Genomic DNA, 26,610 nt, shown 5'->3' on the forward strand with positions numbered 1-26,610 from the left:
GGACGTATAACGCATTGCGGCAGCCGGATCTCGGGGCCGGGCGCGGGTGTCGAGCGGACCGTGCGCAGGTCTTGCGCAGAGTCACGCAGGTCAGACGCCGGGCCAGGCCGCGGGATTCCACAGGCCCGAGCGGTGCAGCGACTGCGCGCAGTGCAGGTAGATCTCGTCGATGTCGAGCAGCAGGGACAGCGTCGGACGCCTGTTGTCCCGGGTCATGTCGTCGAAGAACGGCGCGTCGGTGAGGATGCGGGCGCGTCCGTTGACCCGCAGCACGTCCTTGCTGCCGGGGACGAGATAGAGCAGTCCCGCGTGCGGGTTGGACAGGATGTTGTGGAAGCTGTCGGCGCGTCGGTTGCCCGGCCGTTCGGGCAGCGCGATGGTCGAGGGCCCGAGGACATGGGTGAAGCCCGGTCCGTCGCCGCGCGGCGAGACGTCGCAGTCGCCGTGCGCGTCGGAGGTGGCCAGCAGGCAGAACGGCGAGCGGGCGAGCAGGTCCAGGTCGCCCTCGGTGAGCCGGTCGTGCACCTTGTCGATGACGAGCGGCATCGGCTCGCCCAGCAGGGCGCGCAGCTCCTCCGGCGAGCCGAGTTCGACGAAGCCCTGCCTGTCGACCGCGTCGGTCGCGGCGGACGGCTGCGCGCTCGTGTCGATCGTCTGGGACAAGCCGGCTCCTGGAGTAGGGGGGCACTTGGTTGCCCGCTGCACTTTATCTGATCTTAGGGTCGCCTAACCTGGACGCCCTGCCTGCGACCTGCGGGAGCACCGGCCGCGCGCGACACTGGGATGACTCAGCGAACCCGGTGGGCGCGTGGATCGACGCGCTCCGGTGGGCGCGTGGATCGACGCGCTCCGGTGGGCGCGTGGATCGACGCACTCCGGTGGGCGCGTGGAGAGGAGCGCTCATGGTGAAGCGGCCCTCGCTCCCCGAATCCCGCAGGGCCGGCCGGCGCGCGGTGCGGGTCACGGCCGCCGCGGCGGCCGGGTTCTACCCGGCGCTGCACCTGCTGGACCAGCCCGTCATGGCGATCTACGCCCTGTTCGCACCCATCGCGTTCGGCGTCCTGTCGCCCGTGCCGGGTTCGGGCCGCGGACGCGCCCTCACCCTGCTCTGCGCCCTGCCCGCCGCCGCCGTCCTCACCGCGCTCGGCACCGCGCTCGCCGTGGCGACCTGGCCGGCCGTCGCCGGGATGCTGCTCGTCGGGTTCGCGCTGACCTTCGGCGCGGCCTGCGGCCCCCGCCTGGCCGGCACCGCCCCCGGCCTCCAACTGTTCTACATCCTCGCCTGTTTCCCTCCCTACGCCCCCGACACCCTGCCCTGGCGGCTGGCCGGCCTCGCCCTCGGGACGGTGTTGCTCGTCCTCGGCGAACTGCTGCTGTTCCCGGAGCCGCCAAAGCCGTCCTACCGGGGCCGGCTCGCCGACGCGCTGGACCTCGCGGCCCACGCCGCCGGCTCCTTCGTCCGCGCCGGTCGCACGGACCCGGGCCTCGCCGCGCGGCTCAGAACGACAGGCCGGGGCCTGCGCTTCTCTCAGCAGCCGCCCGGGGAACGCCCGACCGGGGCGGGGCGTACGGACCGCGCCCTCGCCCAGGCCGGCTCCGCCACCCGGCGTCTCCTCGACCAACTGGCCCACCTCGCCGGGGCTTCCCCCGCACCGCGGGACGTGGCGGGGCAGGAACTCCTGCGCGGCATCGCGTCGACGTGCTCCGGGACGGCGTCCGCCCTGCGCGGCAGGCGGTACGCCGCCGGACCCGAACTGATCGAGGAGATGACCTTCCAGTTCCTGGCCGCCCGCGGCACCGCGCCCGACGCCCGCGCCGCGCCGCCGCGCGGGTTGTTGCTGCGGCAGTCGACGGTGCTGACGTCGGCGGTCTCCGCCGTGACCGTGCGCACCGCCGTCACCCTCGCGCTCGGCGGGCCCCGTCCCGTGTACGGGCTGCCCCAGGCGCAGTTCTGGTACGCCGCGATGCCGACGGTGCGCCTCTGGGCGCTGCGGGTCACCGGCAATGTGACGACACGCTCCGTCGTCTTCCAGAACGCCGTCCGCACCGCGCTCGGCCTCGGCCTGGCCCGTGTGGTGGCGGGCTCGCTCGATCTGACGCACGGCTTCTGGGTGCTGCTGACGGTGCTGACCCTGGAGCGCACCACGGCGGGCGCCACCTGGTCCGCCGTCCGCTCGGCCGTCGCCGGCACCCTGGTCGGCGCGCTCGCCGCCGGCGGGCTCCTCATCGGGGCGGGCGACGCCACCGAGGTGTACGCGTATCTGCTCGTGCCGATGATGCTGGTGGCGTTCACGGTGGGCCCCTTGGGCGGACCGGCCTGGGCGCAGGGGCTGTTCACCCTGGTCGTCTCGACGGCGTTCGCCCAGCTCGCCCCCGTGACGTGGCGGCTCGCGGAGGCCCGGATCGTCGACGTGCTGGCCGGGAGCGCGGTGGGATTGCTGTGCGGGGTGCTCGCCTGGCCCTCCGGGGCGCGTGCGGAGATCCGGCGCAGTGTGGCGGCGCTGTTCCGGGCCGCCGCGCCGCTGGTGCGGGCGACCACCGACGCCGCCACCGGAGAGGCCGTTCGCGTCCCCCGGCCCGGGGACTCCGGGGACTCCAGGGGCTCCGGAGACGCCGGGGAGGCGTTGCGTCTGGCTCAGCACCGGCTGCGGATCACGGAGGCCGTGTATGCGCAGTACCGCACGGAGCACTCGGCCCGCCCCTCCGGCGACGGTCCCGACTGGCTCGCCGCCCTCAATTTCGGGGCCCGTGTGCTGGTCGGCGCGCACTGGCTGCCGCGCACCGACAGCATGCGGGACCTGCCGCCCGCGGCCCTGCGCTGGCTGCGCGGGGCCGCGGACGACGTGGAGGCGGCGGCCGTCCGCGCGGCCGACTTCCCGACGGACGGCGTCCGGCTCCGGCTGACGCCCCTGCCGCCGGACGTCGCGGAACGCACCCCGTGGAGCCTGCTGCCGCTGCTGACCGACATGGAGGTCTGGTTCAGGGCCATGGCCACCGACCTCGAAGCCACCACGGGCCACCACCCCACGGCCACGACCACGCCCACGCCCATGCCCACGCCCGCGCCCGAGCCCGAGTCGGCGCCGGTGCCAGGCCTCAGCGCCTCAGATTCGCGGCGACCGCGGCCGCCACCACGCGGTCGCGCTCGGCACGGGTGAACCGACCCTCGGACAGCCAGGCGTCGGCGAGCGTGCGCACCGCCGTCACGAAGGGGCCCGAGCCGGTGAAGGGCGCCTGCGCCCACAGCACGTCCAGGAAGGTCAGGCCGTCGCCGCGGGCGCGGTTGGGCACCCCCGAGTCGCTCGCGCCGAACACCACGGAGGGTTCCGTACGCCTGAAGTAGGCGTGGTAGCGGGCGTCGTCCGCGATGTGGAACGGGGCGAGGGTCAGCCCGTGGGTGGTGAAGTGCTGCGGGCGGCCCTCAGGGCGGATCGCGTCGGCGAGGTCGCCGCGCAGCGTGAAGTCCTTGTAGAAGGAGAACGCGCGGAACCCCGGCTCCGCGCTCCGCGCGACCAGCAGCACCGGACCGTGGAACACCGACTGCACGGTGGGATCGTCGAGGGCCCGTTTCGACGCGCAGCCGGTAGGGCGCGGACACCCTGACCTGATCGCCGCGCCGCCAACTCCTGCTCAGGGTCAGGTAGTTGCCCGGCACGGCCGGCACGTCGCCGTACCGGCGTTGCGGACGGCCAGGTCGGTCACCGCCACGTTCGCGTCGGTGATGAACTTGGTCTGCGTCACCGTCAGCCCGGTGGCCTCGTGGGTGAATTCACTGCGCCAGTAACTGGGCGTCTGCGTCCGGGCGTTGACATCCTCGCGGAGGGTGAGGGGCGCGCCGTCCACGGACAGGACCACGGTGTACGCGGACCGGTTGTCGATGCTCTCCCAGTAGGCGACCTCGCCGGCGAAGCCGAGTCGGGCGGGGTCGTGTTCCTTCATGAAGACGGCGCGGCCCCGTGTGAACAGCCAGTCCCCCGACGGGTCCTCGCCTTTGCGTGCCAGCATGCGGTCCATCCAGAAGTCGGTGCCGTCGCCCGTCCGCCGGTCCGCCTCGAACTGGGCGCGCAGGGTGCGGTGGACGCCGAACCCGGCCGGCAACTCCGGTACAGGGTCGGCGGATCCGGAGTAGACGGGGTAGCCGACGGCCGAGTTGTCGGCCGTGGCGGGCGAGGCGGCGGCGAGCGGGACCAGCAGGCCCAGGGCCAGCACCCCGGCCAGGGCCTCCCGCGGAGACGTCCACGCGAACGGCGCACGGCTACCTCCCCGTCCCGCTGCGGTCCGGCCCCGTCGTCGGCAGCCACACCCGCATCGTCGAGGGACCGCGGTTGGCCCACGAGTGGTAGGGCACGAGGACGATCCCCGAGGCGCGCTCGGCTTCGGGGGCGGCGTCGGCGGCGGCCTCCTCCTCGAACGGCCGGTACGGCCAGGCTCCGTCCTGGTGCGTCCGGGTCTCCCCGGCGACCACGACGGCGTCCCCCTCCCCGTCCTCGGGCGGCGCGGACGGGTCCACCCGTACCGCGTCGACCTCATGACCGTCCGTCAGGTCGACCGACTCGGCGCAGTAGACCAGCGGCCCGCGTTGCACGGCGACCGTGCCGCGTACGGCGTCGACGCGCGGGTCGGGGGCGATCCAGCGTGGTGCGACGGGCAGTTCGAGGCGTATCTCGTCGCCGGGGCGGAAGACCCGGGTGACGGTGGCCGTGCCCGGCGGCACCGTCCGCGCGGTCCCGTCCGGCTCGGTCAGCCGGACGGTGGCGTGCTCCGTCCAGGCGGGGATCCGCAGTGACAGGGTCCACGGGTGGTCCGGGGAGCGGTCGACGCGCACGGTGATCCGCCCGTCCGAGGGGTAGTCGGTGCGGATCCGCAGCCGGACGCCGCCGGTAGCGATGTCCGCGTCGGCGTACTGGTGGAGTTGGAGGCCGTGGTCGTCGACCGTGGCGAGATGGGCGGGCAGTTGGGCGAGGGTGCGGGCCACGTTGGTCGGGCAGCAGGACACCGCGAACCAGGGCGCGCGCAGGCTGGATTCGGCGCGCGGGCTGACGGCGTCCGCCGGGGGCACGGTGCCCCGGTGACGGCGGTGCAGGGTGTTGGCGTAGAAGAAGGCGCGTCCGTCCTCGGCCGGGGAGGCGGCGACCACGTTGAACAGGGTGCGCTCGGCGAGGTCGGCGTAGCGGGGCTCGCCGGTGGCGAGCAGCAGCCGCCAGCCGAGCAGCACGGAGGCGACGCCGGCGCAGGTCTCCGAGTAGGCGCGGTCGGGCGGCAGGACGAAGTCGTCGCCGAAGGACTCGTCCCGGTGGTGTGAGCCCATCCCTCCGGTGAGGTAGGTCCGTCGGGCGACCGTGGCCTCCCACTGCCGTACGACGGCGGCGAGCAGGGCCTCGTCGCCGGTCTCCACGGCCACGTCGACGGCGCCGGCCGCGAGGTAGAGGGCGCGTACGGCGTGGCCGCGCAGCACGGTGGCGTCGAGGACGGGAGTGTCGTCCTGGTAGTAGGCGCGGCCGAACTCGCCGTCGGCGAGGGTGCCGTGGCCTCGACGGCCGACGAAGAGGGCCGCCTGGTCGAGGTAGCGCTGCTCCCCCGTGGCCCGGGCCAGTTCGACGAGGGCCGTCTCGATCACTGGGTGTCCGCAGACGCGTTCGATGCCGCCTGGTCCGAAGGCGGCGCAGACGTGGTCGGCGGCGCGTCGGGCGGTCTTCGTCAGCTCTCCCTCGCCCAGGGCACGAAGTTGGGCCACGCCCGCCTGGATCAGGTGGCCGTAGCAGTAGAGTTCGTGGCCCCATTCGAGGTCGCTGTAGCGGGGCTGCTGTCCGGGGCGGCCGTACGCGGTGTTGAGGTAGCCGTCGGGTTCCTGGGCGGCGGAGATGGTGTCGGTGAGCGCGGCGATCTCGGCGTCGAGCGCGGCGTCGCCGCTGGGTCCGGCCTCCCAGGCCATGGCTTCGAGGAGTTTGTAGACGTCGGAGTCGGCGAACTCCCGTCCCTGCCGGTCCCGGTGGACGCGGCCTTCGACGGCGGCGCGGAAGTTGCCGATCCAGCCGACGCGTTCCATCCAGTCGCGGCAGTGGGCGAGTGTGGCGGTGGCGTTGGTGCGTCGGCGCCGGGCCCAGAAGCCGCCGGTGATCCGGACCTCGTCCAGGCCCAGCGGTCGCAGCCGCCCTCGGGTGGGCGCCGTCGGCAGCATCTGCGAGCGCGTCGTGTTCTCCCTCACCGGTTCATGCCTTCGGTTCGTCCCTTCGATCGTCCGTGTCTGTGTAAGTGGGCGCGGTCAGCCCTTGAGCGCGCCCGACATGAAGCCCCGTACGTAGTGCCGTTGCAGGAGCAGGAAGAGGAGGAGGCAGGGCACGGCGAGGACCACCACGCCCGCCTCGGTGGCGCCGTAGTCGACGGCGCCCATGCTCTGCTGCCGCAGGTTGGCGACGGCGAGCGGCAGGGGCGCCTTCTCGCTGTCGGAGATGAGGATCAGCGGCGCGATGAAGTCGTTCCACGCCGCGAGGAAGGCGAACAGCCCGACGGTGATCAGTCCCGGCCGTACCGCCGGGAGGAGGATGCGGCGCAGCGCTCCGGCGGTGCCGCAGCCGTCGACGAGCGCCGACTCCTCCAGTTCGCGCGGGACCGCCTCGAAGGAGATCCGCATCATGAAGGTGGCGAACGGCAGTTGGAACACGGCCAGCACCAGGCTCAGCCCGATCAGCGAGTTCTGGAGGTGGAGCCTGCCGAGCAGGACGTAGAGCGGGATGAGGAGCGTGGCGTACGGGACCATGAGGATGGCCAGGGTCAGCAGGAACAGCAGGTTCTTGCCGGGGAAGTCGAAGCGGGCGAAGGCGTAGCCGCCCAGCAGGGACACCGTGAGGGTCAGGGCGACGGTCAGCGCCGAGACGATCGTGCTGTTGAGGAGGTACCGCCACAGGCCGGCGTCGTAGGCGATCAGGGTGCGGTAGTTGCCGAGGCCGTAGCCGGACTCCTGGGCGGTGCCGGGCTGTGCGCTGACCGACGCCCAGGCGTTCCACACCAGCGGGAAGAGGAAGATGACGGCCAGACCGCCGGCGACGACGTAGTGGGGCGTGCGGCCCAGCGCGCGGGTGAGCACCGTGGTGTCCCTTCTCAGGAGGCGGCGGGTGTCAAGACTCGTCGGCGCGGCGCAGACCGCGGAACTGGAGGACGTTGAGCAGGAGCAGCGCGGCCAGCACGATGATCGACAGGGCGGCGGCGGTGCCGAGGTCCAGCCGCTGGAAGGCCTCGCGGTAGATCAACTGCACGACGGTGACGGTGCTGTTGTCGGGTCCGCCCTTGGTGAGGACGAAGAACTGGTCGAAGGCGAGGAGCGATCCGGTCACGCACAGCAGCAGGGAGAGGGCGAGTGAGGGCCTGAGCAGTGGCAGCGTGACGGAGCGGAAGATCTGGGCGCGGCTCGCGCCGTCCATGCGGGCCGCCTCGTACAGCTCGTGCGGGATGCGCTGGAGGCCCACGAGGAGGATCAGCATGTAGAAGCCGGCGAACTTCCACACCACGAGGAACACCGTCGACAGCAGGGCGGAGGTCGGCGTGCCGAGGAAGGACACCGGGTCGTCGACGAGCCCGAGCTTCTCCAGGGTGCGGCTGAGGGGGCCGGTGGTGGGGCTGTAGAGGCCCCAGAAGAGCAGGGAGGCGGAGGCCAGGCCCAGGGCGCCGGGCAGGAAGTACACCGTGCGGAAGAAGCCGGCGCCGGGGCGGGACTCCTGCACCAGCAGGGCGAGCAGCAGGGCGAGGCCGAGGAGGACGACCGTGACGATCACGGTGTAGAGGAGCGTGAAGCGGACGGCCGGCCAGAACAGGGTGCTGTCGGTGATGTCGGTGTAGTTCTCGGGGGCGTTGCCGCCCCGGTCCCCGGCGAGCAGCGGCCAGTCGCTGAGCGACATCTGTCCGACGAGGAGCAGGGGCAGCACGAAGAAGACGGCGACGAACAGGGCGGTGGGCGCGGCGTAGCCGAGGCCCTGGACGGTCCGGGACCGCCAGCGGCGGGCGGTGGGCGGCCGGGCGCGGTCGGCCGGCGGGTGCGGCGGGGGCCGGTGCTCGGCGGCCGTGCGGTGGGGCGCCTTCACCTGCATGGCTCTCCTCTCCGGTCGGATGTCCGGTGGCTCTCCGGTCGGATGTCCGGTGGCTCTCCGGTTGGACCTCCGGTCACCTGTCCGGTCAGTCGGTGAGCGACGCGGTGACCGCCTTGTCGTCCTTCTCCACGGAGGCCCCGTCGCCGAAGACGGCGTTGCGCATCAGGGTCAGCCAGGGCCCGTTGGGGTCGTTGAAGGTCTGTCCGAACTTCAGCGCGTACGGGGTGCGGCCGTGCTCCACCAGCTGGTTGACGGTGACCAGGCGCGGGTCGGCGGCGGAGTGCTTGTTGGCGGCGAGGTCGGTGCGCGCGACGACGTCCTTGTGCGCGGCGACCACGTCGACCTGTGCCTCGTCGCCCAGGGACCAGGCGAGGAAGTTCCATGCCTGGTCGGTGGACTTGCTGGTGGCGGAGACGCCGATGGCGTCGCCGCCGACGAAGGTGGACTTGCCGCCGTCGGGTCCGGGGATGGCCGCCACCCCGAGGTCGAGGTCCTTGGGCATGAGGCCCAGGGTGGTCGACGGCATGGGCATCACGCCGACCTTGCCCTTGGGGAAGACCCCGGTCCAGGTGGTGCCGGTCTCGTCGCGGGCGCCGGCGGCGACGATGTCGTCCTTCACCCAGCCGCGGTAGACGTCGTAGACCTTCTTGGCGGTGGGGGAGGCGAGCTTCGCCTCGGTGCCCTCCTCGTTGAGGACCTCCGCTCCCCCGGCCCAGATGGACGGCCACCAGGTGAACACGCCGCAGCCGCCGCAGTTGCCGCCGAAGAACGTGCCGCTGACGTCACCGCCGAGCGCGTCCACGGCGCGTGCCTGTCGGTCCCACTCGGCGAGGGTGGTCGGCGGCTTCCCGGGGTCCAGCTTCGCCTTGCGGTAGAGCTCCTTGTTGTAGAAGAGCACCGACAGGTCCAGGGTGTGCGGGACGACGTACTTCTTGCCGTCGTGGGTTCCGGCCTTGATGTGCGACTGGGCCAGCTTGTCGGCGAAGGGCAGCGCGTCGACGCGGTCGGTGAGGTCGGCGAAGAGCCCGCTGGAGGTGTAGTTGGGGACGAACACGACGTCGGAGGCGAAGAGGTCGGGCAGGTCGCGCGAGCCGGCGGCCGCGCCGACCTTGGCCTGGTAGTCGTCGGTGGGGATGACGGTGAGCTCGATCTTGTTCTTGTGGCCCGCGTTGTACGCCTTGACGAGGGCCTCGCTCTGCGGTCTGGTGGCCGCACGCGTCCACATCGTCAGCTTGGTCCCGTCGTCGACGCCCGTGGCCGTCGCCGCCGCGCCCCCGCCTCCCTTTCGTCCGTCGTCCGAGCCGCCGTCGCCCGAACCGCAGGCCGTGACGAGGCCGGCGGCGGTGAGCAACGCGATCGCGCCCGTGACGAGTCGGTGTGTCTGTCCTCGTGATCCGGTCGTGCTCCGCATGACGATCCCCCTCGACAGAAATGAACCGAAAAGGCTTTCTGAAAGCTAGGTCTCAGCTCACTGCCCGTCAATCCCCTTGCACACACGGTCTTCTCGAGCATCGCCGAAAGCCGTGAAATCCCATCCGGCCACCCGCACCGAAACTTCTCGCGTACCGTTTACGCACGCGACTTACGCACGCGACGCGTGACAGGAGATCCCCATGGCACAGGCCGCCGGCCCCGCTCGTTCGCATCCCGCCACGCTCAGCGACGTCGCCCGGCTGGCCGGCGTGTCCGTCGCCACCGCCTCCAAGGCGCTCAACGGCCGCAGCCAGGTGCGCGCCGAGACCCGGCAGCGGGTGATCGACGCTGCCGAGCGGCTGTCGTTCCGGCCCAACCAGCTGGCGCGCGGGCTGCTCGTGGGCCGCTCGGGCACGGTGGGGCTGCTCACCAGCGACCTGGAGGGCCGGTTCAGCATCCCGATCCTCATGGGCGCCGAGGACGCCTTCGGAGCGGGCGAGGTCGCGGTCTTCCTCTGCGACGCGCGCGGCGACGCGATCCGCGAGCAGCACCACGTCCGCGCCCTGCTCGGGCGCCGGGTCGACGGGCTCATCGTGGTGGGCAGCCGCACCGATCCCCGCCCGTCCCTGGGCCGTGAGCTGCCGGTGCCCGTGGTCTACGCGTACGCGCCGTCCGAGGATCCGCAGGACCTGTCGATCGTGCCGGACAGCGTGGACGCCGGCCGGATCGCGGTGGAGCATCTGCTGGCCTGCGGGCGGACCAGGATCGCGCACATCACCGGCGACCCGGGATACGCGGCGGCGCACGACCGGGCCGAGGGCGCGCGGGCCGCGCTCGCCGACGCCGGACTGGCGACGGTCGGCGAACCGCGGTTCGGAGCCTGGTCGGAGGGGTGGGGGCGGGCGGCCACGGCGCTGCTGCTCGACCGGCACCCCGAGGTGGACGCGGTGCTGTGCGGCAGCGACCAGATCGCCCGCGGGGTGATGGACGTCCTGCGCGAGCGCGGGCTGCGGATGCCGGAGGACGTGGCGGTGATGGGCTTCGACAACTGGCAGGTGCTGACCACCTCCTCCCGGCCCCCGCTGACCAGCGTCGACATGAACCTGGAGCAGGTCGGCCGGGCGGCGGCGCAGGCGCTGTTCGCGGCGATCGGCGGGGCCCGCCGCTCGGGTGTGGAGACCGTGCGGTGCCGGGTGGCCATCCGGGGATCGACGGCGCCGCTGTCCTGAACCGTCCCGCCGTCCCCTCCCCCGACAGGGCGCTCGTCCCCTGCCCCGACAGGGCTCTCGCCTCCTCCTCCAACAGGGCTCTCCTCGCGTTCTCTTGACACTTCATCAGCGCGCTCCTACGTTGCGAAAACCTTTCAGGTCCGTTTCCGTTCCTCTCGTCACCCCGCCTCAGGGAGCCTCCGATGAGAAGACCGCACGCCCTGCTCATCGCTCTGCTGCTCACCTTCTGCTCGCTCCTCACCGCACCGCCCGCGCATGCCGCGCAGACCATCGGGTTCCCCACGTTCAGCGGCCCGGCCCTGCCGGCACCGCCCGTCGCCTACACACCGGGCGACATGATGCGCGGCATCTACGACGCGGAGAGCGCGGGCACCGACTTCTGGATGGACCGGCTGCTGGCCCGTACCGGCGACGACCCGGCGGGCCCCTGGCTGATGAGCCGGGGCCGGGCCCTGTTCATGAAGACCCACAACCCCTCGGTGCTCGGCTTCGGCGGCCAGGCCGCCTACTGGGAGAGCATCAGCAACAACAACGCGTACACGGTCGCGATCACCCCGGGCTCCTTCACCGAGCAGGTCGCCCAGCGCCGCCAGACGCCCAGCAACTGGCAGAGCGTGCACACCAGCGGCTCGGTCACGGTCACCCAGACCAAGTTCATCACCGACAACAACGTCGCCGTGACCAACCTGTCGGTCAAGAACAACGGCAGCGCCTCCACCACGCTGCAACTGCGGGCGACGTCGCCGTACGCCACGGCCGGGTCCGGCAGCGAGCTGACGGGGCAGGTGAACGCGTACAACAACCTCACCACCATCCGGCCGCGGCTGACGGGTGACGGGTTCACGGCGTCGAGCGGCGGGCTGAACCGGTCCGTGACGGTCGCGGCCGGCGCCACGGTGACCGCCAAGGTGGTGATGGGCTTCGTCACCGACGAGATCCCCGAGTCGCTCACCGAGTACAACGCCTACGCGGGCTACTCGGCGGCGACGGCCTTCGCCACGCATGTGCGGGCCTACAACCGGTGGTGGGCGGAGAACGTGCCCTACATCGACGTGCCCGAGCCCGCGATCAAGAAGAACGTCTACTACCGCTGGTGGCTGATGCGCTTCAACAGCCTCGACGCCGACATCCCCGGGCAGACCTACCAGTTCCCGACGTCGACCGAGGGCGTCCTCGGCTACAACAACGCGATCGCGCTCACCCAGCCCATGCACATCGACGACCTCAAGTACCTGCGCAACCCGGCCTACGCGTACGGCGACTGGATCGGCGTCGGCCAGACCTCCAAGGGCGGCCGCTTCCTCGACAACCCGGGCGATCCGGAGAACTGGTCCAACAGCTACACGCAGTACATCGCCGAGGCGGCCTGGAAGAGCTACCAGATCCATGGCGGACAGCCGTCGATCGCGGGCAGCCTGGCCCACTACGCCGAAGGCGACGTGAAGGGCCAACTCTCCTACTACGACCGGGACGACAACAAGCTGATCGAGTACGACTGGGGCGCGCTGACCGGCAACGACGCCGATGCCGTCTCCTTCCACTGGAAGCCGGGCGGCATGGACCGCGCCGAGTCCGCCTACCAGTACAGCGGGGCGCTCGCCGCCGCGCAGGCCTACGAGGCGACCGGCAACACCGCCAAGGCCACCGAGATGCGCACCCTCGCCACCCAGATCAAGAACGCCATCGTCGACGTTTTGTGGAACCCGAACCGCCAGCTCTTCGAGCACCGGCTGAAGTCGACCAACGAATGGGTGCCGTGGAAGGAGATCAACAACTACTACCCGTTCTCCGTCGGCGCGGTGCCCAACACCGCGACGTACAAACAGGCGTTGCGGCTGTACGACGACCCGGCGCAGTACCCCGTCTTCCCCTTCTACACGGCCAACCAGGTCGACAAGAAGGCGGCGGCCGACGCCGGGGAGCCGGGCTCCAACAACTTCTCCACCATCAACTCCACCGTGCAGTTCCGGCTTTACTCCTCGGTGCTGCGCAACTACCCCAACTCCTGGATGACCGCGACCGACTACAAGAAGCTCCTGTACTGGAACGTCTGGGCGCAGTACGTCGGCGGCAACACCCAGTGGCCCGACGCCAACGAGTTCTGGGCCGACTGGAACGGCAGCGGCATCGACTACCGCTCCTGGATCCATCACAACATCCTCGGCAGCAGCAACTGGACCGTGATCGAGGACGTCGCCGGTCTGCGGCCCCGCAGCGACGCCAAGGTCGAGCTGTCCCCGATCGACATCGGCTGGAGTCACTTCACCGTCAACAACCTCCGCTACCGGGGCGCGGATCTGTCCATCGTGTGGGACGACCCGGCCGACGGCGTGGTGCGCTACCCCGGCGTCCCGGAGGGCTACTCGGTCTACGTCAACGGCAACCGCGTCGCCACCGTCGGCTCGCTGGTGCCGCTCACCTGGGACCCGGCCACCGGTGACGTCACCACCAGCGGCACGGTCACCCACCGCGCCGCCGCCCCCGGCCTCAAGGCCCCGCACCAGGTCGTGCAGAACAGCCCCCGCATGGTCGACCTGCTCGCCAAGGCCGGCGTCGACCTGACCGCCGACCTGACCAACCTGGCCTCCGGGGCGACGGTTTCCGCCTCCCACACCGGATCCGGCAGCACGGCCGCCGGCGCGGTCGACGGCTACCCCACCAACGAGCCGTTCTGGGGCGCCGGCGGGTCTCCCAACAGCCAGGACTGGTACGAGCTGAACCTCGGCGCCGCCCGCACGTTCAACGAGGTGCGTCTGCACTTCAAGGACAGCCGCCCGGCGAGCGCCGTCTACCGGGCCCCGTCGGCGTACACCATCCAGTACTACAACGGCAGTTCCTGGGTGAACGTGCCCGGCCAGGCCAAGAGTCCGTCGGCGCCGCGGGCCAACTACAACCTGGTGCGGTTCCCGGCGGTCAACGCCCAACGGGTGCGGGTCCTGGCCACCAACGCGTCGGCGGCGAAGACGGGTCTCACCGAGGTGAAGATCTTCAACCGGGGCGGTGTGCAGCCGCCCGCCAACCAGGCGGCCTCCGCGACGGCGTCCGCCTCGTACACCTCACCCTGGGAGAACGTCACCGCGGTCAACGACGGGGTCGACCCGCCGTCGTCCAACGACACCGTCAACTCCCGTTGGGGGACCTGGCCGGAGAGCGGCCGGCAGTGGGCCGAGCTGACCTGGCCTTCGGCGCGGACCCTCGACCGGGCGGAGGTGTACTTCTTCGACGACGACCAGGGCATCGACATGCCCGCCTCCTGGAAGCTCCAGTACTGGAACGGCAGCGCCTACGTCGACGTGCCCGGCGCGAGCGGCTATCCCCTGGCCAAGAACCAGTACAACAGCGTCACCTTCACCGCGACGAACACCACGCGGCTGCGGGTGCTGCTCACGAGCAACGGCACGAACTCCGTCGGCCTCCTGGAAGCGAAGGTGTACGGCCCGTGACGCACACCCGAAACCTCTCCGCGCTCATCGCCTCGGTGGCCCTCGCGGTCACCGCCCTGACGGCACCGCGGCCCGCCGCCGCTGTGGCTGCCTTGAACTTCACCTCCACGGCGGTGAACCAGAACGGCGGCAACTGCCTCGACCTGCCCGGGAGTTCGACGGCCAACGGAACGCAGCTGCGCGCCCTGAACTGCGGCGGCGGCGCACAGCAGAACCTCGCCTTCACCCCGCTCTCGGGGTCCGGCGACACGTACACGATCACCACCTCGTCCGGCCAGTGCGTCGACGTCAGCGGCGCTTCTGCCGCCGACAACGCGGCGATCATCCAGTGGCCCTGCCACGGTGCGACGAACCAGCAGTGGCGGCTCCAGCCGGTGTCGGTGACGGGTACGGACAAGACCTTCAACCTGGTCTCCGTGGCTTCCGGCAAGTGCGTTTCGCCGAGCGGGGGTTCGTCGTCCTCGAACACGAACCTGGTGCAGCTGCCGTGCTCCGCGGCGAACGGGAGGGTGTGGCGGCTGCCCTCCTTCACCGGCGGCGGCACGACTCCCGGCACGTTCACCAACCCGCTCGCCCAGCGCGGCCCCGATCCCTGGCTGACGTACCACGACGGGTACTACTACCTCGCCACCACGACGTGGAACTCGACGATCACCATGCGCAAGTCCCGTACGCTCGGGGGGCTTTCCACGGCGACCGAGCAGGTGCTCTTCAACCTGACCCGGCCCAACGGGGCCGGCACCATGTGGGCCCCCGAGTTCCATCTGCTCGACGGTCCGAACGGCAAGCGCTGGTACTTCTACTACACCGCCGGACGCGAGCCGTTCGACCTGGGCACCCAGCGGATCCATGTGCTGGAGAGCGCCGGGCTCGACCCGATGGGCCCCTACACCTTCAAGGCCGATCTGCTCGACCCGACCCAGGACAACACCTGGGAGCTGGACCCGGGCATCCTTCAACTCAACGGGCAGCTATACCTGTTGGGCACCTTCTACAACGGCTCGCAGCCGATGTTCATCCGGCCGCTGTCCAACCCGTGGACCGCGAGCGGCACCAGGCGGGTGCTGTCCACCCCGACTTACGGCTGGGAGACGGTGGGCGGCGCGGTCAACGAGGGCGCGGAGGTGCTCCAGCGGGGCGGCAGGACGTTCATCGTCTACTCGGCGAGCCACTGCTCGACGCCCGACTACAAGCTGGGCATGCTCACCTACAACGGCGGTGACCCGCTCAACTCCTCGTCCTGGGTGAAGTCCCCGAACCCGGTGTTCCAACGGTCCAACGCGAGCGGTGTGTACGGCCCCGGCCACAACGGCTTCTTCAAGTCGCCGGACGGGACGGAGGACTGGATGGTCTACCACGCCAACAGCTCCGCGGGCGGAGGCTGCGACATGAACCGCTCGACCAGGGCGCAGAAGTTCACCTGGAACGCCGACGGCACACCGAACTTCGGCACGCCGGTGGCGCTGGGCGTGCCGCTGACGGCCCCGTCGGGCGAGTAGCGCTCACTCAGCGGACGTAGGTGTCGCAGAGCTGCCGCACGGACGGCGACACGGGCGCCTGGTGCGACCATCCGCACACGGTGCGCAGGTCGTACCCGGCGTACGGCGGCGCCGCGGTACGCGCCGAACCGGCCCGGGGCCGGGCCGCCCCCGGTGCGGCGGTCCGCTGCTGCCGCACCCGGGGCGGCGCGGCCGGCGGCCGCGGAGCGACGGCACGCACGCTTCTCCGCGGCCGGGGCGCGCGAACGGGGCCGGGCGCCGCACTCCCGGTGTCGACGAGCGAGGCCCGCCCGTCAGGCTGCCTCCCCACCGGCACCGGCACCGGCACGGCCGAGGCCGTACGAGCCTCAACCTCAGCGACCCGCGGATCGGGCCCCGGCTCACCACGAGGCACGGCGACACACCCCCCGACCAGAAAACCCAAAACCAACACAACGACAAACCGAACCGACCAACGCATCCCCCCACCCTGCCGCCAACACCCCCAACTCCACCCACACACCCCGAACGATCACCGACACGAGTGACAAATCACCACCCTCAGGGACGCCGAGCCACGAACACGAACTCCTTCCCCGGCCGATCCGGAGCACCCCGAACGCCGTCCACCACATACCCCTCCGCGACCAAGTGCCGCTCGACCTCGGCCCGTTCCCGAAACCGGAGGGTCGACTCGGACGTCAACACCTCCTCCCGCACCCGATGTCCAGCACACTCGTGGCCCCGAACTCCTCCACCATCGCCACGTACGCGTCGAGATCACCGCGATCGGGATCGAGCGGATCGTAGATCGCAGCCAACCGTGGATCCCCGAAACATTCATCAGCCATGCTGAGGAACGTACCGCCGCCGCCCAGCAGAGGACCCCGCACGTGAGAGCGCTGCCCGCCGTCACCGGCCGTAACGAGTTCGACGCTCTGGTCGTCAGGACCGACTTCGAGGACGATCAGGCCTGGCGGGCGGTGGTGACGGCGTTGATGCAGCCGTGGGGGGACAAGCCGTATGACGCGGATGTTCATTTCGTTGATGATCCGGTCTGGTCCGGGGCGACGGTCGACGAGGTGCTGGCCGCCGTCCGTGCCGACGACGACGTGTCCGTCGTCTTCATCGCCGACCGTACGACCATGCGGTCGGCGATCCATCCGCTGCTCGCGGTCACCACGCTGACGCGGGAGGACTGCGAGGACGACGAGGACTACGCGCAACTGATCGAGTTCGGTCGTGACTTCCGCACCGTCCCCGCCGGGGTCCATGGCGTCTACGCGAATCTGAGCATCGGCAATCTGGGCTTCGAGGAGTACGCGGCCGGGGCCGGTGATGATTCTGAGGGGGTCTTTCGACAGTGATCGCCGGCGGTGAAGGCAGCGCGCGCGGAATTCGAATGCGTGCGCATTCTATGCCCTGTGCTGGAAAAGCGAACCTTCTCGTGTGATCTGCGCTCACTTCATGATCGCCTTATGCTGATCTGGTGAGAGCTCGGGCACTCGAAAGCCGGTGAGGAACCGGCGGGAAGCGGGCTTCCATGGCTGAGCGATTCAAAAAATCGGGGTTGATCGGCGAATTGTCGGCCGAATTCGCCGGCACCATGATTCTTATTCTCTTCGGTTGCGGCGTGGTCGCGCAGGTCGTCGCCGGCGGTGCCCTGACGACGCCGCCGGGCGGGCTCGGGGACCACGACAGCATCGCCTGGGCCTGGGGCATCGGCGTCACCCTGGGCGTGTACGTCGCGGCGCGGCTGAGCGGCGCCCACCTCAATCCTGCGGTGACGGTCGCGCTGGCCACGTTCAAAGGGTTCCCGTGGAACAAGGTGGCGCCCTACGCGCTGGCCCAGACGGCCGGAGCCTTCGTCGCGGCGCTGATCGTGCGCTGGAACTACACCGAGGCGCTGGCGAAGGCCGACCCCGGGCACACCATCAAGACCCAGGGCGTCTTCTCCACGCTCCCCGCGAACGGCAACCCGAACCTGCCGGTCCACGAGTGGGGCGCGTTCCGCGACCAGATCATCGGCACCGCGATCCTGCTGCTGCTGATCCTGGCCATCACGGACCTGCTGAACACGCCCCCCGGCGCGAACCTGGCGCCGTTCATCATCGGTCTGGTCGTCGTCGCGATCGGCATGGCCTGGGGCACCAACGCGGGCTACGCGATCAACCCGGCGCGTGACTTCGGACCCAGACTGGCCAGCTTCATCACGGGCTACGGCACCGCATGGCGAGATCAGTACGGGAATCTGTACTTCTGGGTGCCGATCATCGCCCCGCTGATCGGCGGCGTGCTCGGCGCGGGTCTGTACAAGTTCCTGGTCGGCCGGTTCCTGCCGACGGCGGAGCCGGAGCCCCCCGGCCGTGTCCCCACGCCCGAGGAGTGAAGGTCCCGGCGTCCGAGGACCGATCCCCCGCACCCGTGAGGTGCTGATCCCCGCAACAGAGGCGGTAATCCATGGCTGACTTCGTGGGCGCGGTGGACCAAGGGACCACCAGCACCCGATTCATGATCTTCGACCACTCCGGCAACGAGGTGGCGAAGCACCAACTGGAGCACGCCCAGATCCTCCCGCAGTCCGGCTGGGTCGAGCACGATCCGGTGGAGATCTGGGAACGCACCAACTCGGTGATCCAGAACGCCCTGCGGCACGGGAACCTGTCACCGGAGGACCTCGCGGCGATCGGCATCACCAACCAGCGGGAGACCACCGTGGTGTGGGACCCGCGCAACGGGCGCCCCTACTACAACGCGATCGTCTGGCAGGACACCCGCACCGACTCCATCGCCGCCGCCCTGGAACGCTCGGGCAAGGGCGACGTCATCCGCCGCAAGGCGGGCCTGCCGCCGGCGACGTACTTCTCCGGGGGCAAGATCCAGTGGATCCTGGAGAACGTCGACGGCGTCCGCGAGGCCGCGCAGCAGGGACACGCCCTGTTCGGCAACACGGACGCCTGGGTCCTGTGGAACCTGACCGGCGGTCCCGACGGCGGCATCCACGCCACCGACGTGACCAACGCCAGCCGCACCATGCTGATGGACCTGGAGACCCTCGACTGGGACGACGAGCTGCTGGGCTTCTTCGGGATCCCCCGGGAGATGCTGCCCACCATCAAGCCCTCCTCCCACGCCGAGGCATACGGCGTCACCCGCAGCTCCCGGCCGTTGCGGGCCGCCATCCCCATCACCGGCGTGCTCGGCGACCAGCAGGCGGCCACGGTCGGACAGGTCTGCTACGCGCCGGGCGAGGCGAAGAACACCTACGGCACCGGCAACTTCCTCGTCCTCAACACCGGTACGGAGCTGGTGCGTTCGCAGCACGGGCTGCTGACCACGGTGGCGTACCAGTTCGGCGACAGCCCGGCCGTCTACGCGCTGGAGGGCTCCATCGCCGTGACCGGGTCGGCGGTGCAGTGGCTGCGCGACCAGCTGAAGATCATCAGCAACGCGGCGGAGAGCGAGAGCCTGGCGCGCACGGTCGAGGACAACGGCGGCGTGTACTTCGTGCCGGCGTTCTCGGGCCTGTTCGCCCCGTACTGGCGTTCCGACGCGCGCGGCGCGATCGTGGGCCTCGCGCGGTACAACGACAACGGTCATCTCGCGCGGGCGACGCTGGAGTCCATCTGCTACCAGAGCCGCGACGTCGTCGAGGCCATGGAGCAGGACTCCGGGGTCCATCTCGACGTGCTCAAGGTCGACGGCGGCGTGACGGCCAACGACCTGTGCATGCAGATCCAGGCCGATGTGCTCGGCGTACCGGTGAGCCGTCCCGTCGTCGCCGAGACCACCGCGCTCGGGGCCGCCTACGCGGCGGGGCTCGCCACCGGTTTCTGGCGGGACACCGACGAACTGCGGACCCACTGGCAGGAGTCCGAGCGGTGGGAGCCGCAGTGGTCCGACGAACGGCGGGCGGAGGGCTACGCGGACTGGAAGAAGGCGGTGGAGCGCACCCTCGACTGGGCCAAGGTCGAGTAGCGCCGGAACCGGGTCAGGAGGCCGATGCCGAAACCGCCGCTCCCGGTGAGCGGCGGTTTCGCCAGTCCCGCGTCCGTCCGACGTCCGTCCCGCGTCCGTCCGGCGTCAGTCCGACGCCCGTCCGGTCCTTCCGTGCGGCCGCGCTTCTAGGCGCTTCGCCGTGCACTGACGGCCGGACACGCCGCCCCGGTTCACCCAAATATGACTATAAGACATGTGTTATTTGGTCATGCACACACATACGCGGCGCACCGTGCTCGGTGCATCGATCGCGGCCGCCGGCTCGGGAGCCCTGGCCGGCTGCTCCGGGACCGGCCCCGACTCCCCGCCCGGCTCCCGGTCGGCGTCCGGCCCCCGCCCCGGGGCCGACCACCCCTCGGCGTCCGGCTCGCCCTCCAAGGCCGGCTCCCGCGCGGGGGAAGGAGCCGCCACCGGCGGTCACGGCGGCGGCTTCGTCCCCAAGGGGCCCCGGGGCTATGTGAACCCGTCCGATCCCGAGGTGCTCGCCGCCGAGGCGGCCCGCGGCTCCGGCCCCGTCCGCAAGGTCGCGCTGACCGCCATCGAGACCTCCCTCGACCTGGGCGGGCGAACGGTCAAGTCATGGGCGTACGGCGACACACTGCCCGGCCGGGAGATCCGGATCGCCTCCGGCGACATGCTCGCCATCACGCTCGCCAACCACCTCCCCGAGGCGACGACACTGCACTCGCACGGTCTGCGGCTGCGCTGCGACATGGACGGCGTGCCGGGGCTGACCCAGTACTCGATCAGGCCCGGCGCGGACTTCCACTACCGCTTCGCCGTGTCGCACCCGGGGACGTACTGGCTGCACTCCCACTCGGGCATGCAGCTCGACCGCGGGCTGTACGCCCCGCTGATCGTCGAGGACCCCAAGGAGCCGTTGTCCTACGACAAGGAGTGGGTCGTCGTCCTGGACGACTGGCTGGACGGCGTGGGCGGCTCCACCCCCGACGACGTGCTCTCGCGGCTCGGCGGCGGCAAGATCGCGCCGATGGACATGGGCGAGGACCTCCCTCACCACAGCACGCACAACGGCACGCACAACGGCACCCACCACGGCGCGGCCGCACGGCAGGACGGACCGTCCGGGCCGTCCCGCATCCTGCGGCACTCCCGCAGCCGCACGCTGCGCAGCGAGGGCGGCCACGTCGACTACCCGTACTACCTCGTCAACGGCCGTCTGCCGCAGGCCCCTTCGGTGTTCCGGGCCCGCCCCGGCGACCGCATCCGGCTGCGGATCATCAACGCCGGCGGCGACACGGCGTTCCGGGTGGCGCTCGGCGGCCACACGATGACGGTGACCCACACCGACGGCTACCCCGTGGAGCACAAGAAGACGGACGCGCTGCTGTTGGGCATGGCCGAACGCTACGACGTCCTGGTCACCGCCAAGGACGGGGTGTTCCCGCTGGTCGCGCTGGCCGAGGGCAAGAACGCCCGCGCGCTGGCCGTGCTGCGCACCGGCGGCGGGCGGGCCCCCGGGCCCTCCGTGCACCCCGACGAACTGGACGGCAAGGTCGTGCCGGCCAGACGGCTCGTGCCGCACGAGTCGGTGGCCTTCTGCGAGCGCGAACCCGACCGCGAGCTGCGCTTCCGGCTGACCGGAAGCATGGCGAAGTGGGACTGGAGCATCGACCACCAGCGGTACTCCGTCGAACAGCGCCACCCGGTCCGCGAGGGGGAACGGGTCCGGGTGACCGTCGTCAACGCCACCGACATGTGGCACCCCGTGCATCTGCACGGCCACACCTTCGCCCTCACCGGCATCGACTCGGCCGGGGCGCGCAAGGACACCGCGCTGGTGCTGCCGCACCGCAAGCTCGTCTTCGACTTCAACGCCGACAATCCGGGGCTGTGGATGCTGCACTGCCACAACCAGTACCACTCGGAGTCCGGGATGATGACCAACATCGGTTACCGCAGGTGACGGCCGTCCGCGAGGGAGCGGGCCGGCGATGCGCCTGACGAGCGCCGCCGCCGGACGCGGGAGGGCCGGTCGCACCGGCCCTCCCCCGTGTCAGCCGGACCGCCGGGACGCCTCGGCCAGCGGGTCGTGGCCCCAGTTCATCAGCGAGTGCCGCCAGCGCGAGTCCTCGACGCCGGCCGAGGGCCGCTGCGCGGAGTGGCGGCGGATGTAGCCGATCACCTTGCGCATATGGGCGTAGTCCGCGTCGGACAGGTCGCCCTTCTTCGTGCGCAGGATGCCGACGATCCTGCGGCCCGAGGCGTGGCCGGTGGACTCGCCGCCGCCTTCGCGCTGACCGGCCGACCTCGACTCCTCGGAGGCCAGCCACTTCTCCAGTTCGGCGGGCGTCATGTTGACGAGCTCGCGGAAGGAGTCCCAGGTCTCGCGCCGGTCGTCGTCGGACGGCACGGCGCTCACTTCTTCTTCTTGAGCGCGGACGGCTTGTGCACGGCCGAGCGGCCCGACTTGTCGCTGCGCACCTCGTACTGGGGATCGTCCGGTGAGGCGTCGACGGTCCGGCCGGCGGCCTCGGTCCGGTCGGTGATCTTCTTCTCCACGGTCCCCGTGGTCTCGGTGCCGTGCGTGCTCCAGGCGACCTTGTCGCCCTTGGACGGCTGCTTCTTGCGGCCCTTCGCCATGACGGCGCTCCTCACCCTGGTGTGACGCCCTTCCCTCCACCCTGCGGGCCGCCGCCCCGGGCCGCACCTCCGACACCAGCAGCTAGACAGGCATGGCGTCGGCCGGGTGCTCCAGGTGCTGGAGGTAGGGCAGGTCCGTCAGCGGCCGGCCGGTGCAGAACCGGACGATGAGGTCGGCGTGGGCCACGTCCTGTTCCAGGGTGAACATGTGGTCGGCGTCCCGGAACGTGGCGAAGGGGGCGGCCAGTTCACCGGCCAGTCGGCGGCCGAGGTCCGGCGTGGTGAGGTGGTCGTGCTCGCCGGTGTAGACCAACGCCGGGACGCGGAGCGGCTCCGGCACGTACCACTCGTGCCGGGTCATGCGCAGGTTGTGGTCGCAGGCCTTGAGCAGGGAGTCCTCGCTCTGGGTGCGGAACTGGTGGCTCAGCATCCGCCAGATCACCGTGTGCCGGCGGATACGGCGGTCGGGCGGCGTCACGAACGTCGACAACAGGCTGTCGGCGAGCTCCTCGCGCCGGCCCTCCGCCGCCATCGCCCGCCACACCGGGATCATCCGCAGGTAGTCCTGCGGGAGTCGGGCGGTCATCGCCCCGAGCAGGAGCCGCGCCACACGGTGCGGGTACCGCTGGGCGCAGCGCAGCGCGATCGCCCCGCCGTAACAGGTGCCCAGCAGGTTGGCGGCTCCGATGTCCAGGTCCTCCAGCAGATGGCGCAGGGCCGCGGCGAGGAAGTCGTAGCCGTAGGCGTCGGGCAGGGCGTCGGCCGATCCGAAGCCGGGGAGTTCGACGGTCACCAGCGAGGTGTGCTCGCGCAGGAGTCTCTCGTAGTTGGCCCAGGAGTTGCGGTCCTGCATCATGCCGCCGATGACGACGACGGGTTCGGTGGCCGTCGCGGACGACTCAGCGATCCGGCAGACGAACTTGAACCCCTCGAACTCCGACCAGTGCTCCCGGACCCGCCCGGCCACCGCCGGCAGCCCCGGCCGCGTCGCGCTGCGGTGGGCAGGCCGTGGACCGGCGGGTGTGCTGGGGATCGGTGACGTCTCGCCGTTCAGGGGCTCGTTCATACGCGGTTTAACGCGGACCGCGCCCTCACTGTCACGGGAGGCCGCCCCGGTGTTTCCCGCGCCCGGGACCGGCCGGCGGCACCTCATGCGCGCGGCCGGCGGCTCCTCAGTCGCGCAGCGCGGTGTGCAGACGCACGGTCGTGCCGTCCTCTCGGGTGGAGCGGATCTCCACCAGGTCGCAGAGCTGGTGGGCGAGCCACAGGCCGCGCCCGCCGACCTGGGAGGCGTCGGGCTGCAACCGGCCGGTGAGGGGTTCGGCGATATGGCCGCGGTCCTGGAACTCGCAGATCATGCGGTCCTCGTCGACCCAGGTACGCAGCACTCCCCGGCCGCCGCCGTGCTTGATGCTGTTGGCGGCGATCTCCGTGGCGGCGATGCTCAGTTCGCGCAGCCGCACCCCGCCCAGCTCGTTCCGCTCGGCGCACTCGGCGATCTTGGCGCGCACCGCGGCGAGGTCGCCCTGCTCGTAGCGCAGTTCGTCGAACGGGTCGCAGGGGTCGCCCAGTGCCTCGAACGGGAACGCGGCCTCCGCGTCGTAGCCGTCGCTGGGGTGGGTACGGCCGTCCCGGCGCAGCTCGGGGTGGCAGCGGGACATCGCCTTCAGGTCGGCGTGCCGGCCGTCGGTGTCGTAGGGGCACAGCAGCCACCAGGCGGGGCTGGCGGCGAAGGCCTTGTTGAGGAGCCACTCGTGGTAGCGCAGTTCCCGGACCTCGGCCAGGCTGCGCGCCTCGTCCCAGCTGGACTCGCCGATGCCCCGCACCGGGCGGCCGTCGGAGGCGTGCTCGTGGATCCATCGCTGCCAGGCGGGGATGAGCCGCCCGGGGTGGTGGGCGACGGAGTCGGTGTCGACGAAGCGGACCGTCGACAGCTCGGGGAGTTCGGCGCGCAGCAGCGACACCTTGTCGTGCGGGACGGCCACGACCACGGCCTCGTCGCCGTCGAGCGCCTCGCGGATGAAGCCGAGCGTGCCGTCCAGGAACGCCTCGCGGCCCCGGTACGGGTACAGCTCATGCCGGTACCCGGTGCGCGCGCCCGGGGCGGCCTCGGTGGAAGAGCTGGTCATGGCGCGATCACCACCGGCACCTCCGGTGCGGCGAACCCCGAAAGCTCCCAGCACAGCCGCACGGTCTCGTTGGCCCCCTCGATGATCACCTGGCGGTCCGGCAGGTACCGGGCGGCGTCGGCCAGTGCGCTCATGCCCGCCGCGTCGAAGAACTCCAGCTCGTGGCACATCAGGCGCACGACCGGGACGTGGGCGACGAGATGGCGCAGCACCGCGCCGAACGCCGCGGCACCCGCTGAGTCGATGACCCCTGTCACCGTCCAGTGTCCCTCTCCGGTCCTGTACACCCGGAACTCGGGTGCTGCGGGTCGGCTGCCCACGTGGTGCGGATGCACACACCTGACTTGATCAAGGGTGGGCGGGTCCCAGTCGGCGGGGCGGTAGGTGCACAGCACCATGGCTCCGCTGTCCGCGGCGAACTCCTCCAGGTCCAGTTCGCTCTGGAGCATGCTGCCGGGGCGGGCCCCGGCGCGGTCGGCGGTGACATGGCGCAGGATGCGCAGGGCGCGGAAGCCCTCGCGTCCGGCGCTGGCCGCCTCGCGGCGCACCGCGGCCAGCAGGGAGCCCTCCAGCCGGGCCGGGTCGAGCACGACGGGGGCCGGCGCGTCGGCGAGGTCCCGGGCGGTGCCGCCGTCGGGTCCGACGATCACGACCTTGTCGCCGAAGAGCGCGCCGTCGGCGACGAAGGCACGGCTGCGCTCCCCCGCGGTCTCGGCCGGCTCCAGGAGCTGGCAGACGTGGTCGCCGCTCTCCACCTCGTCCAGCGTGGCCAGGCTACGCGCCGCTCTCACCGGTGCTCCCCTCAGTCACGTCTTCACCTTATAAGCCTCTTGCCCCGGCTGTCGGGGCTGGTCAGGACGCCCGCCCGGCGCGGGCCTCGGCCGCCCACCCGAGGACGACCGGCGCACAGCGCTCGGCGAACTCCTCGTAGTCGGCGGGGGTGTTGTACACGTGGGCGGACAGGCGCAGGTATCCGGCGCCCGCGAAGCTGGTGAAGGCGGTCTCGGCGTCCAGTTCGGCGACCGCCCGGTCGCGCAGGGCGTCGGCCTCGATCCGGGTGGCCCCCAGTCCTTCCGGCAGCGGGACCAGGCGCATTCCCGGTACGGGCATGCCGACGTCGGCCGTCGCGGAGCCGTGGCTCCCGGGTGCGCCGAGGGCGGCTCCGACGACGTGTGCGCCGTAGTCGGCCAGGTCGTCCATGTAGCGGCGGGCCGTGTCCCAGCCCCAGGCGCGGTCGACGAGGTCCAGCGCGGTGGGCGCGGCCAACCAGCTCGTGACGTCGAGGGTGCCCTGCTGGTCGAAGCGCTCGGGGAAGGGCTCGCGGGCGTTCCAGGAGTCGATCGGCGGGTGGAGTTCCGCGCGCAGCGCTCCCCGGGCGACGAGGGCCGCCGTGCCGCGCGGGGCGCAGCCCCACTTGTGCAGGTTGCCGACCCAGGCGTCGCACCGCAGTCCCTCCAAGGGCGCGGCGAGGAGGCCGGGGGCGTGCGCTCCGTCCACGAGCAGGGGTATGCCGCGGCGGGCCGCTTCGGCTCCGACGCGTTCCACGGGCATCCGGCGGGCCGTCGCGGAGGTGATCTGGTCGAGGACGATCAGCGCCACGTCGTCGTCGACCTCGGCCATGACCGCCTCGTACGCCTGCCCGACGTCGGCGGCGAGCGGCACCCTCGCGGTGCGCACCCGGCCGCCCCGGCGGCGGGCGAGCCGCTCCGCGCCCATGGTGACGGCTCCGTAGCCGTGATCGGTGACGACGACGTCGCCGCCGGGGCGCGCGGTGAGCGCCGCGTACACGACGCTCGCGCCGGCGCTGGCGTTCGGGACGAGGGCCAGGTCGCCGGCGTCGACGCCCAGGTGGCGGGCGACGGCGGCGCGGGCGGCGACGACGCGGGCGGGGAGTTCCGGGAACCACTTGACGGGCGCGCGTTCCATCTCGGCGCGCAGCGCGTTCTGCCGTTCCTGTGCCGCTCGGGGGACCGCGCCGAAGGAGCCGTGGTTGAGGTGCAGCATGCCGGGGTCGAGGGTCCAGGCGAGCGCGGCGGGCCGCCCGTCGGGCAGGAGCAGGGCGTGGGGCGCGGTGCGGGTGTCGATCTCGGTCACATGGCTCCTGTCGGGGACCGCCGCAGGCCAGGAGGTCTTCGGCGCGGGATCACGATACCCAGGCGGCGGGGGCGTGTTCGGCCGTGCGACCGGCTGCCCCGCTTCACCGCGCTCCCGCAGGGTAGACGCTGATCCAGCGG

At 71.4% G+C, this 26,610-nt stretch carries 22 protein-coding genes and 1 pseudogene; 8 read left to right on the top strand and 15 right to left on the bottom strand.

Annotated elements, in window-relative coordinates; all coding sequences use genetic code 11:
- Nucleotides 1-90 precede the first annotated feature (90 nt).
- Complete coding sequence (locus tag ACFYX4_RS15140; RefSeq protein WP_389331814.1) at nucleotides 91-663, bottom strand: MSMEG_1061 family FMN-dependent PPOX-type flavoprotein; 573 nt, start codon at nucleotides 661-663, stop codon at nucleotides 91-93.
- A gap of 239 nt (nucleotides 664-902) precedes the next feature.
- On the opposite strand from ACFYX4_RS15140, the gene ACFYX4_RS15145 reads away from it, so the two are divergent.
- Nucleotides 903-3,158 (top strand): FUSC family protein, encoded by a 2,256-nt coding sequence (locus tag ACFYX4_RS15145; RefSeq protein ID WP_389331817.1) that lies wholly within the window; start codon nucleotides 903-905, stop codon nucleotides 3,156-3,158.
- Here the strand turns inward: ACFYX4_RS15145 and ACFYX4_RS15150 are convergent.
- From ACFYX4_RS15150 to ACFYX4_RS15175, 6 genes are all read right to left on the bottom strand, one after another.
- Nucleotides 3,097-3,546 (bottom strand): hypothetical protein, encoded by a 450-nt coding sequence (locus ACFYX4_RS15150; protein ID WP_389331820.1) that lies wholly within the window; start codon nucleotides 3,544-3,546, stop codon nucleotides 3,097-3,099. The two genes, ACFYX4_RS15145 and ACFYX4_RS15150, sit on opposite strands and share 62 nt — an antisense overlap.
- A gap of 90 nt (nucleotides 3,547-3,636) precedes the next feature.
- On the bottom strand, nucleotides 3,637-4,209 hold the full coding sequence (locus ACFYX4_RS15155; protein WP_389331823.1) for a hypothetical protein: 573 nt from the start codon (nucleotides 4,207-4,209) through the stop codon (nucleotides 3,637-3,639).
- A 46-nt stretch (nucleotides 4,210-4,255) separates the two neighbouring features.
- Nucleotides 4,256-6,178 carry a glycoside hydrolase family 127 protein gene (locus tag ACFYX4_RS15160; protein WP_389332989.1) on the bottom strand — a complete coding sequence of 641 codons (1,923 nt, stop codon included), beginning with the start codon at nucleotides 6,176-6,178 and terminating at the stop codon, nucleotides 4,256-4,258.
- Nucleotides 6,179-6,262: 84 nt separating this feature from the next.
- Nucleotides 6,263-7,084 (bottom strand): carbohydrate ABC transporter permease, encoded by an 822-nt coding sequence (locus tag ACFYX4_RS15165; protein WP_389331826.1) that lies wholly within the window; start codon nucleotides 7,082-7,084, stop codon nucleotides 6,263-6,265.
- Between the two features lie 31 nt (nucleotides 7,085-7,115).
- Nucleotides 7,116-8,081: a carbohydrate ABC transporter permease gene (locus tag ACFYX4_RS15170; protein WP_389331829.1), complete on the bottom strand. Its 966-nt coding sequence runs from the start codon at nucleotides 8,079-8,081 to the stop codon at nucleotides 7,116-7,118.
- Between the two features lie 85 nt (nucleotides 8,082-8,166).
- Nucleotides 8,167-9,492: an ABC transporter substrate-binding protein gene (locus ACFYX4_RS15175; protein WP_389331832.1), complete on the bottom strand. Its 1,326-nt coding sequence runs from the start codon at nucleotides 9,490-9,492 to the stop codon at nucleotides 8,167-8,169.
- A gap of 202 nt (nucleotides 9,493-9,694) precedes the next feature.
- On the opposite strand from ACFYX4_RS15175, the gene ACFYX4_RS15180 reads away from it, so the two are divergent.
- The 3 genes from ACFYX4_RS15180 (at nucleotide 9,695) to ACFYX4_RS15190 (ending at nucleotide 15,665) form a co-directional block, all read left to right on the top strand.
- On the top strand, nucleotides 9,695-10,723 hold the full coding sequence (locus ACFYX4_RS15180; RefSeq protein WP_389331835.1) for a LacI family DNA-binding transcriptional regulator: 1,029 nt from the start codon (nucleotides 9,695-9,697) through the stop codon (nucleotides 10,721-10,723).
- 182 nt (nucleotides 10,724-10,905) lie between these two features.
- Nucleotides 10,906-14,166: a discoidin domain-containing protein gene (locus ACFYX4_RS15185; protein ID WP_389331838.1), complete on the top strand. Its 3,261-nt coding sequence runs from the start codon at nucleotides 10,906-10,908 to the stop codon at nucleotides 14,164-14,166.
- The gene (locus ACFYX4_RS15190) at nucleotides 14,163-15,665 is read left to right on the top strand and encodes a family 43 glycosylhydrolase (RefSeq protein ID WP_389331841.1); all 1,503 of its coding nucleotides are present in this window, start codon (nucleotides 14,163-14,165) and stop codon (nucleotides 15,663-15,665) included. Before ACFYX4_RS15185 ends, ACFYX4_RS15190 begins: the two co-directional genes overlap by 4 nt.
- A gap of 7 nt (nucleotides 15,666-15,672) precedes the next feature.
- On the opposite strand, the gene ACFYX4_RS15195 is transcribed toward ACFYX4_RS15190, so the two are convergent.
- Both ACFYX4_RS15195 and ACFYX4_RS15200 read right to left on the bottom strand, forming a co-directional pair.
- Nucleotides 15,673-15,885, bottom strand: coding sequence for a hypothetical protein (locus tag ACFYX4_RS15195; protein WP_389331844.1), 213 nt, complete (start codon nucleotides 15,883-15,885; stop codon nucleotides 15,673-15,675).
- A 320-nt stretch (nucleotides 15,886-16,205) separates the two neighbouring features.
- Nucleotides 16,206-16,495: pseudogene (locus ACFYX4_RS15200) on the bottom strand (hypothetical protein).
- A gap of 42 nt (nucleotides 16,496-16,537) precedes the next feature.
- Here ACFYX4_RS15200 and ACFYX4_RS15205 point away from each other — a divergent pair.
- The 4 genes from ACFYX4_RS15205 (at nucleotide 16,538) to ACFYX4_RS15220 (ending at nucleotide 21,570) form a co-directional block, all read left to right on the top strand.
- Entirely contained in the window at nucleotides 16,538-17,011 is a 474-nt protein-coding gene (locus tag ACFYX4_RS15205) for a DUF6924 domain-containing protein (protein WP_389331847.1), read from the top strand.
- Between the two features lie 176 nt (nucleotides 17,012-17,187).
- Complete coding sequence (locus tag ACFYX4_RS15210; RefSeq protein WP_389331850.1) at nucleotides 17,188-18,033, top strand: MIP/aquaporin family protein; 846 nt, start codon at nucleotides 17,188-17,190, stop codon at nucleotides 18,031-18,033.
- A 71-nt stretch (nucleotides 18,034-18,104) separates the two neighbouring features.
- Nucleotides 18,105-19,622 carry a glycerol kinase GlpK gene (gene glpK, locus ACFYX4_RS15215; RefSeq protein WP_389331853.1) on the top strand — a complete coding sequence of 506 codons (1,518 nt, stop codon included), beginning with the start codon at nucleotides 18,105-18,107 and terminating at the stop codon, nucleotides 19,620-19,622.
- Nucleotides 19,623-19,851: 229 nt separating this feature from the next.
- Nucleotides 19,852-21,570: a multicopper oxidase family protein gene (locus ACFYX4_RS15220; protein WP_389331856.1), complete on the top strand. Its 1,719-nt coding sequence runs from the start codon at nucleotides 19,852-19,854 to the stop codon at nucleotides 21,568-21,570.
- Nucleotides 21,571-21,660: 90 nt separating this feature from the next.
- On the opposite strand, the gene ACFYX4_RS15225 is transcribed toward ACFYX4_RS15220, so the two are convergent.
- The 6 genes from ACFYX4_RS15225 to ACFYX4_RS15250 form a co-directional block, all read right to left on the bottom strand.
- On the bottom strand, nucleotides 21,661-22,026 hold the full coding sequence (locus tag ACFYX4_RS15225; protein WP_389331859.1) for a DUF3140 domain-containing protein: 366 nt from the start codon (nucleotides 22,024-22,026) through the stop codon (nucleotides 21,661-21,663).
- On the bottom strand, nucleotides 22,023-22,247 hold the full coding sequence (locus tag ACFYX4_RS15230; RefSeq protein WP_389331861.1) for a DUF2945 domain-containing protein: 225 nt from the start codon (nucleotides 22,245-22,247) through the stop codon (nucleotides 22,023-22,025). The genes ACFYX4_RS15225 and ACFYX4_RS15230 overlap by 4 nt, the downstream gene beginning before the upstream one ends.
- A gap of 82 nt (nucleotides 22,248-22,329) precedes the next feature.
- Nucleotides 22,330-23,313, bottom strand: coding sequence for an alpha/beta fold hydrolase (locus tag ACFYX4_RS15235; RefSeq protein ID WP_389331864.1), 984 nt, complete (start codon nucleotides 23,311-23,313; stop codon nucleotides 22,330-22,332).
- A gap of 106 nt (nucleotides 23,314-23,419) precedes the next feature.
- Nucleotides 23,420-24,376, bottom strand: coding sequence for an anti-sigma factor RsbA family regulatory protein (locus ACFYX4_RS15240; protein ID WP_389331866.1), 957 nt, complete (start codon nucleotides 24,374-24,376; stop codon nucleotides 23,420-23,422).
- A complete protein-coding gene (locus ACFYX4_RS15245) occupies nucleotides 24,373-25,167 on the bottom strand; it encodes an MEDS domain-containing protein (RefSeq protein WP_389331869.1) in 795 nt (264 codons plus the stop codon). The genes ACFYX4_RS15240 and ACFYX4_RS15245 overlap by 4 nt, the downstream gene beginning before the upstream one ends.
- Nucleotides 25,168-25,228: 61 nt before the next feature.
- Nucleotides 25,229-26,470 (bottom strand): aminotransferase class V-fold PLP-dependent enzyme, encoded by a 1,242-nt coding sequence (locus ACFYX4_RS15250; RefSeq protein WP_389331872.1) that lies wholly within the window; start codon nucleotides 26,468-26,470, stop codon nucleotides 25,229-25,231.
- Between the last annotated feature and the right edge of the window lie 140 nt (nucleotides 26,471-26,610).

Source organism: Streptomyces sp. NPDC002328, from assembly GCF_042890065.1.
Taxonomy (GTDB): domain Bacteria; phylum Actinomycetota; class Actinomycetes; order Streptomycetales; family Streptomycetaceae; genus Streptomyces.

What these genes read in the sequence shown, in the direction of transcription:
- ACFYX4_RS15145 (WP_389331817.1), top strand. Translation starts at nt 903, where the DNA reads ATGGTGAAGCGGCCCTCGCTCCCCGAATCCCGCAGGGCCGGCCGGCGC.
- ACFYX4_RS15160 (WP_389332989.1), bottom strand. Translation starts at nt 6,178, where the DNA reads ATGCTGCCGACGGCGCCCACCCGAGGGCGGCTGCGACCGCTGGGCCTG.
- ACFYX4_RS15170 (WP_389331829.1), bottom strand. Translation starts at nt 8,081, where the DNA reads ATGCAGGTGAAGGCGCCCCACCGCACGGCCGCCGAGCACCGGCCCCCG.
- ACFYX4_RS15175 (WP_389331832.1), bottom strand. Translation starts at nt 9,492, where the DNA reads ATGCGGAGCACGACCGGATCACGAGGACAGACACACCGACTCGTCACG.
- ACFYX4_RS15180 (WP_389331835.1), top strand. Translation starts at nt 9,695, where the DNA reads ATGGCACAGGCCGCCGGCCCCGCTCGTTCGCATCCCGCCACGCTCAGC.
- ACFYX4_RS15185 (WP_389331838.1), top strand. Translation starts at nt 10,906, where the DNA reads ATGAGAAGACCGCACGCCCTGCTCATCGCTCTGCTGCTCACCTTCTGC.
- ACFYX4_RS15210 (WP_389331850.1), top strand. Translation starts at nt 17,188, where the DNA reads ATGGCTGAGCGATTCAAAAAATCGGGGTTGATCGGCGAATTGTCGGCC.
- glpK (WP_389331853.1), top strand. Translation starts at nt 18,105, where the DNA reads ATGGCTGACTTCGTGGGCGCGGTGGACCAAGGGACCACCAGCACCCGA.
- ACFYX4_RS15220 (WP_389331856.1), top strand. Translation starts at nt 19,852, where the DNA reads ATGCACACACATACGCGGCGCACCGTGCTCGGTGCATCGATCGCGGCC.
- ACFYX4_RS15230 (WP_389331861.1), bottom strand. Translation starts at nt 22,247, where the DNA reads ATGGCGAAGGGCCGCAAGAAGCAGCCGTCCAAGGGCGACAAGGTCGCC.
- ACFYX4_RS15235 (WP_389331864.1), bottom strand. Translation starts at nt 23,313, where the DNA reads ATGAACGAGCCCCTGAACGGCGAGACGTCACCGATCCCCAGCACACCC.
- ACFYX4_RS15240 (WP_389331866.1), bottom strand. Translation starts at nt 24,376, where the DNA reads ATGACCAGCTCTTCCACCGAGGCCGCCCCGGGCGCGCGCACCGGGTAC.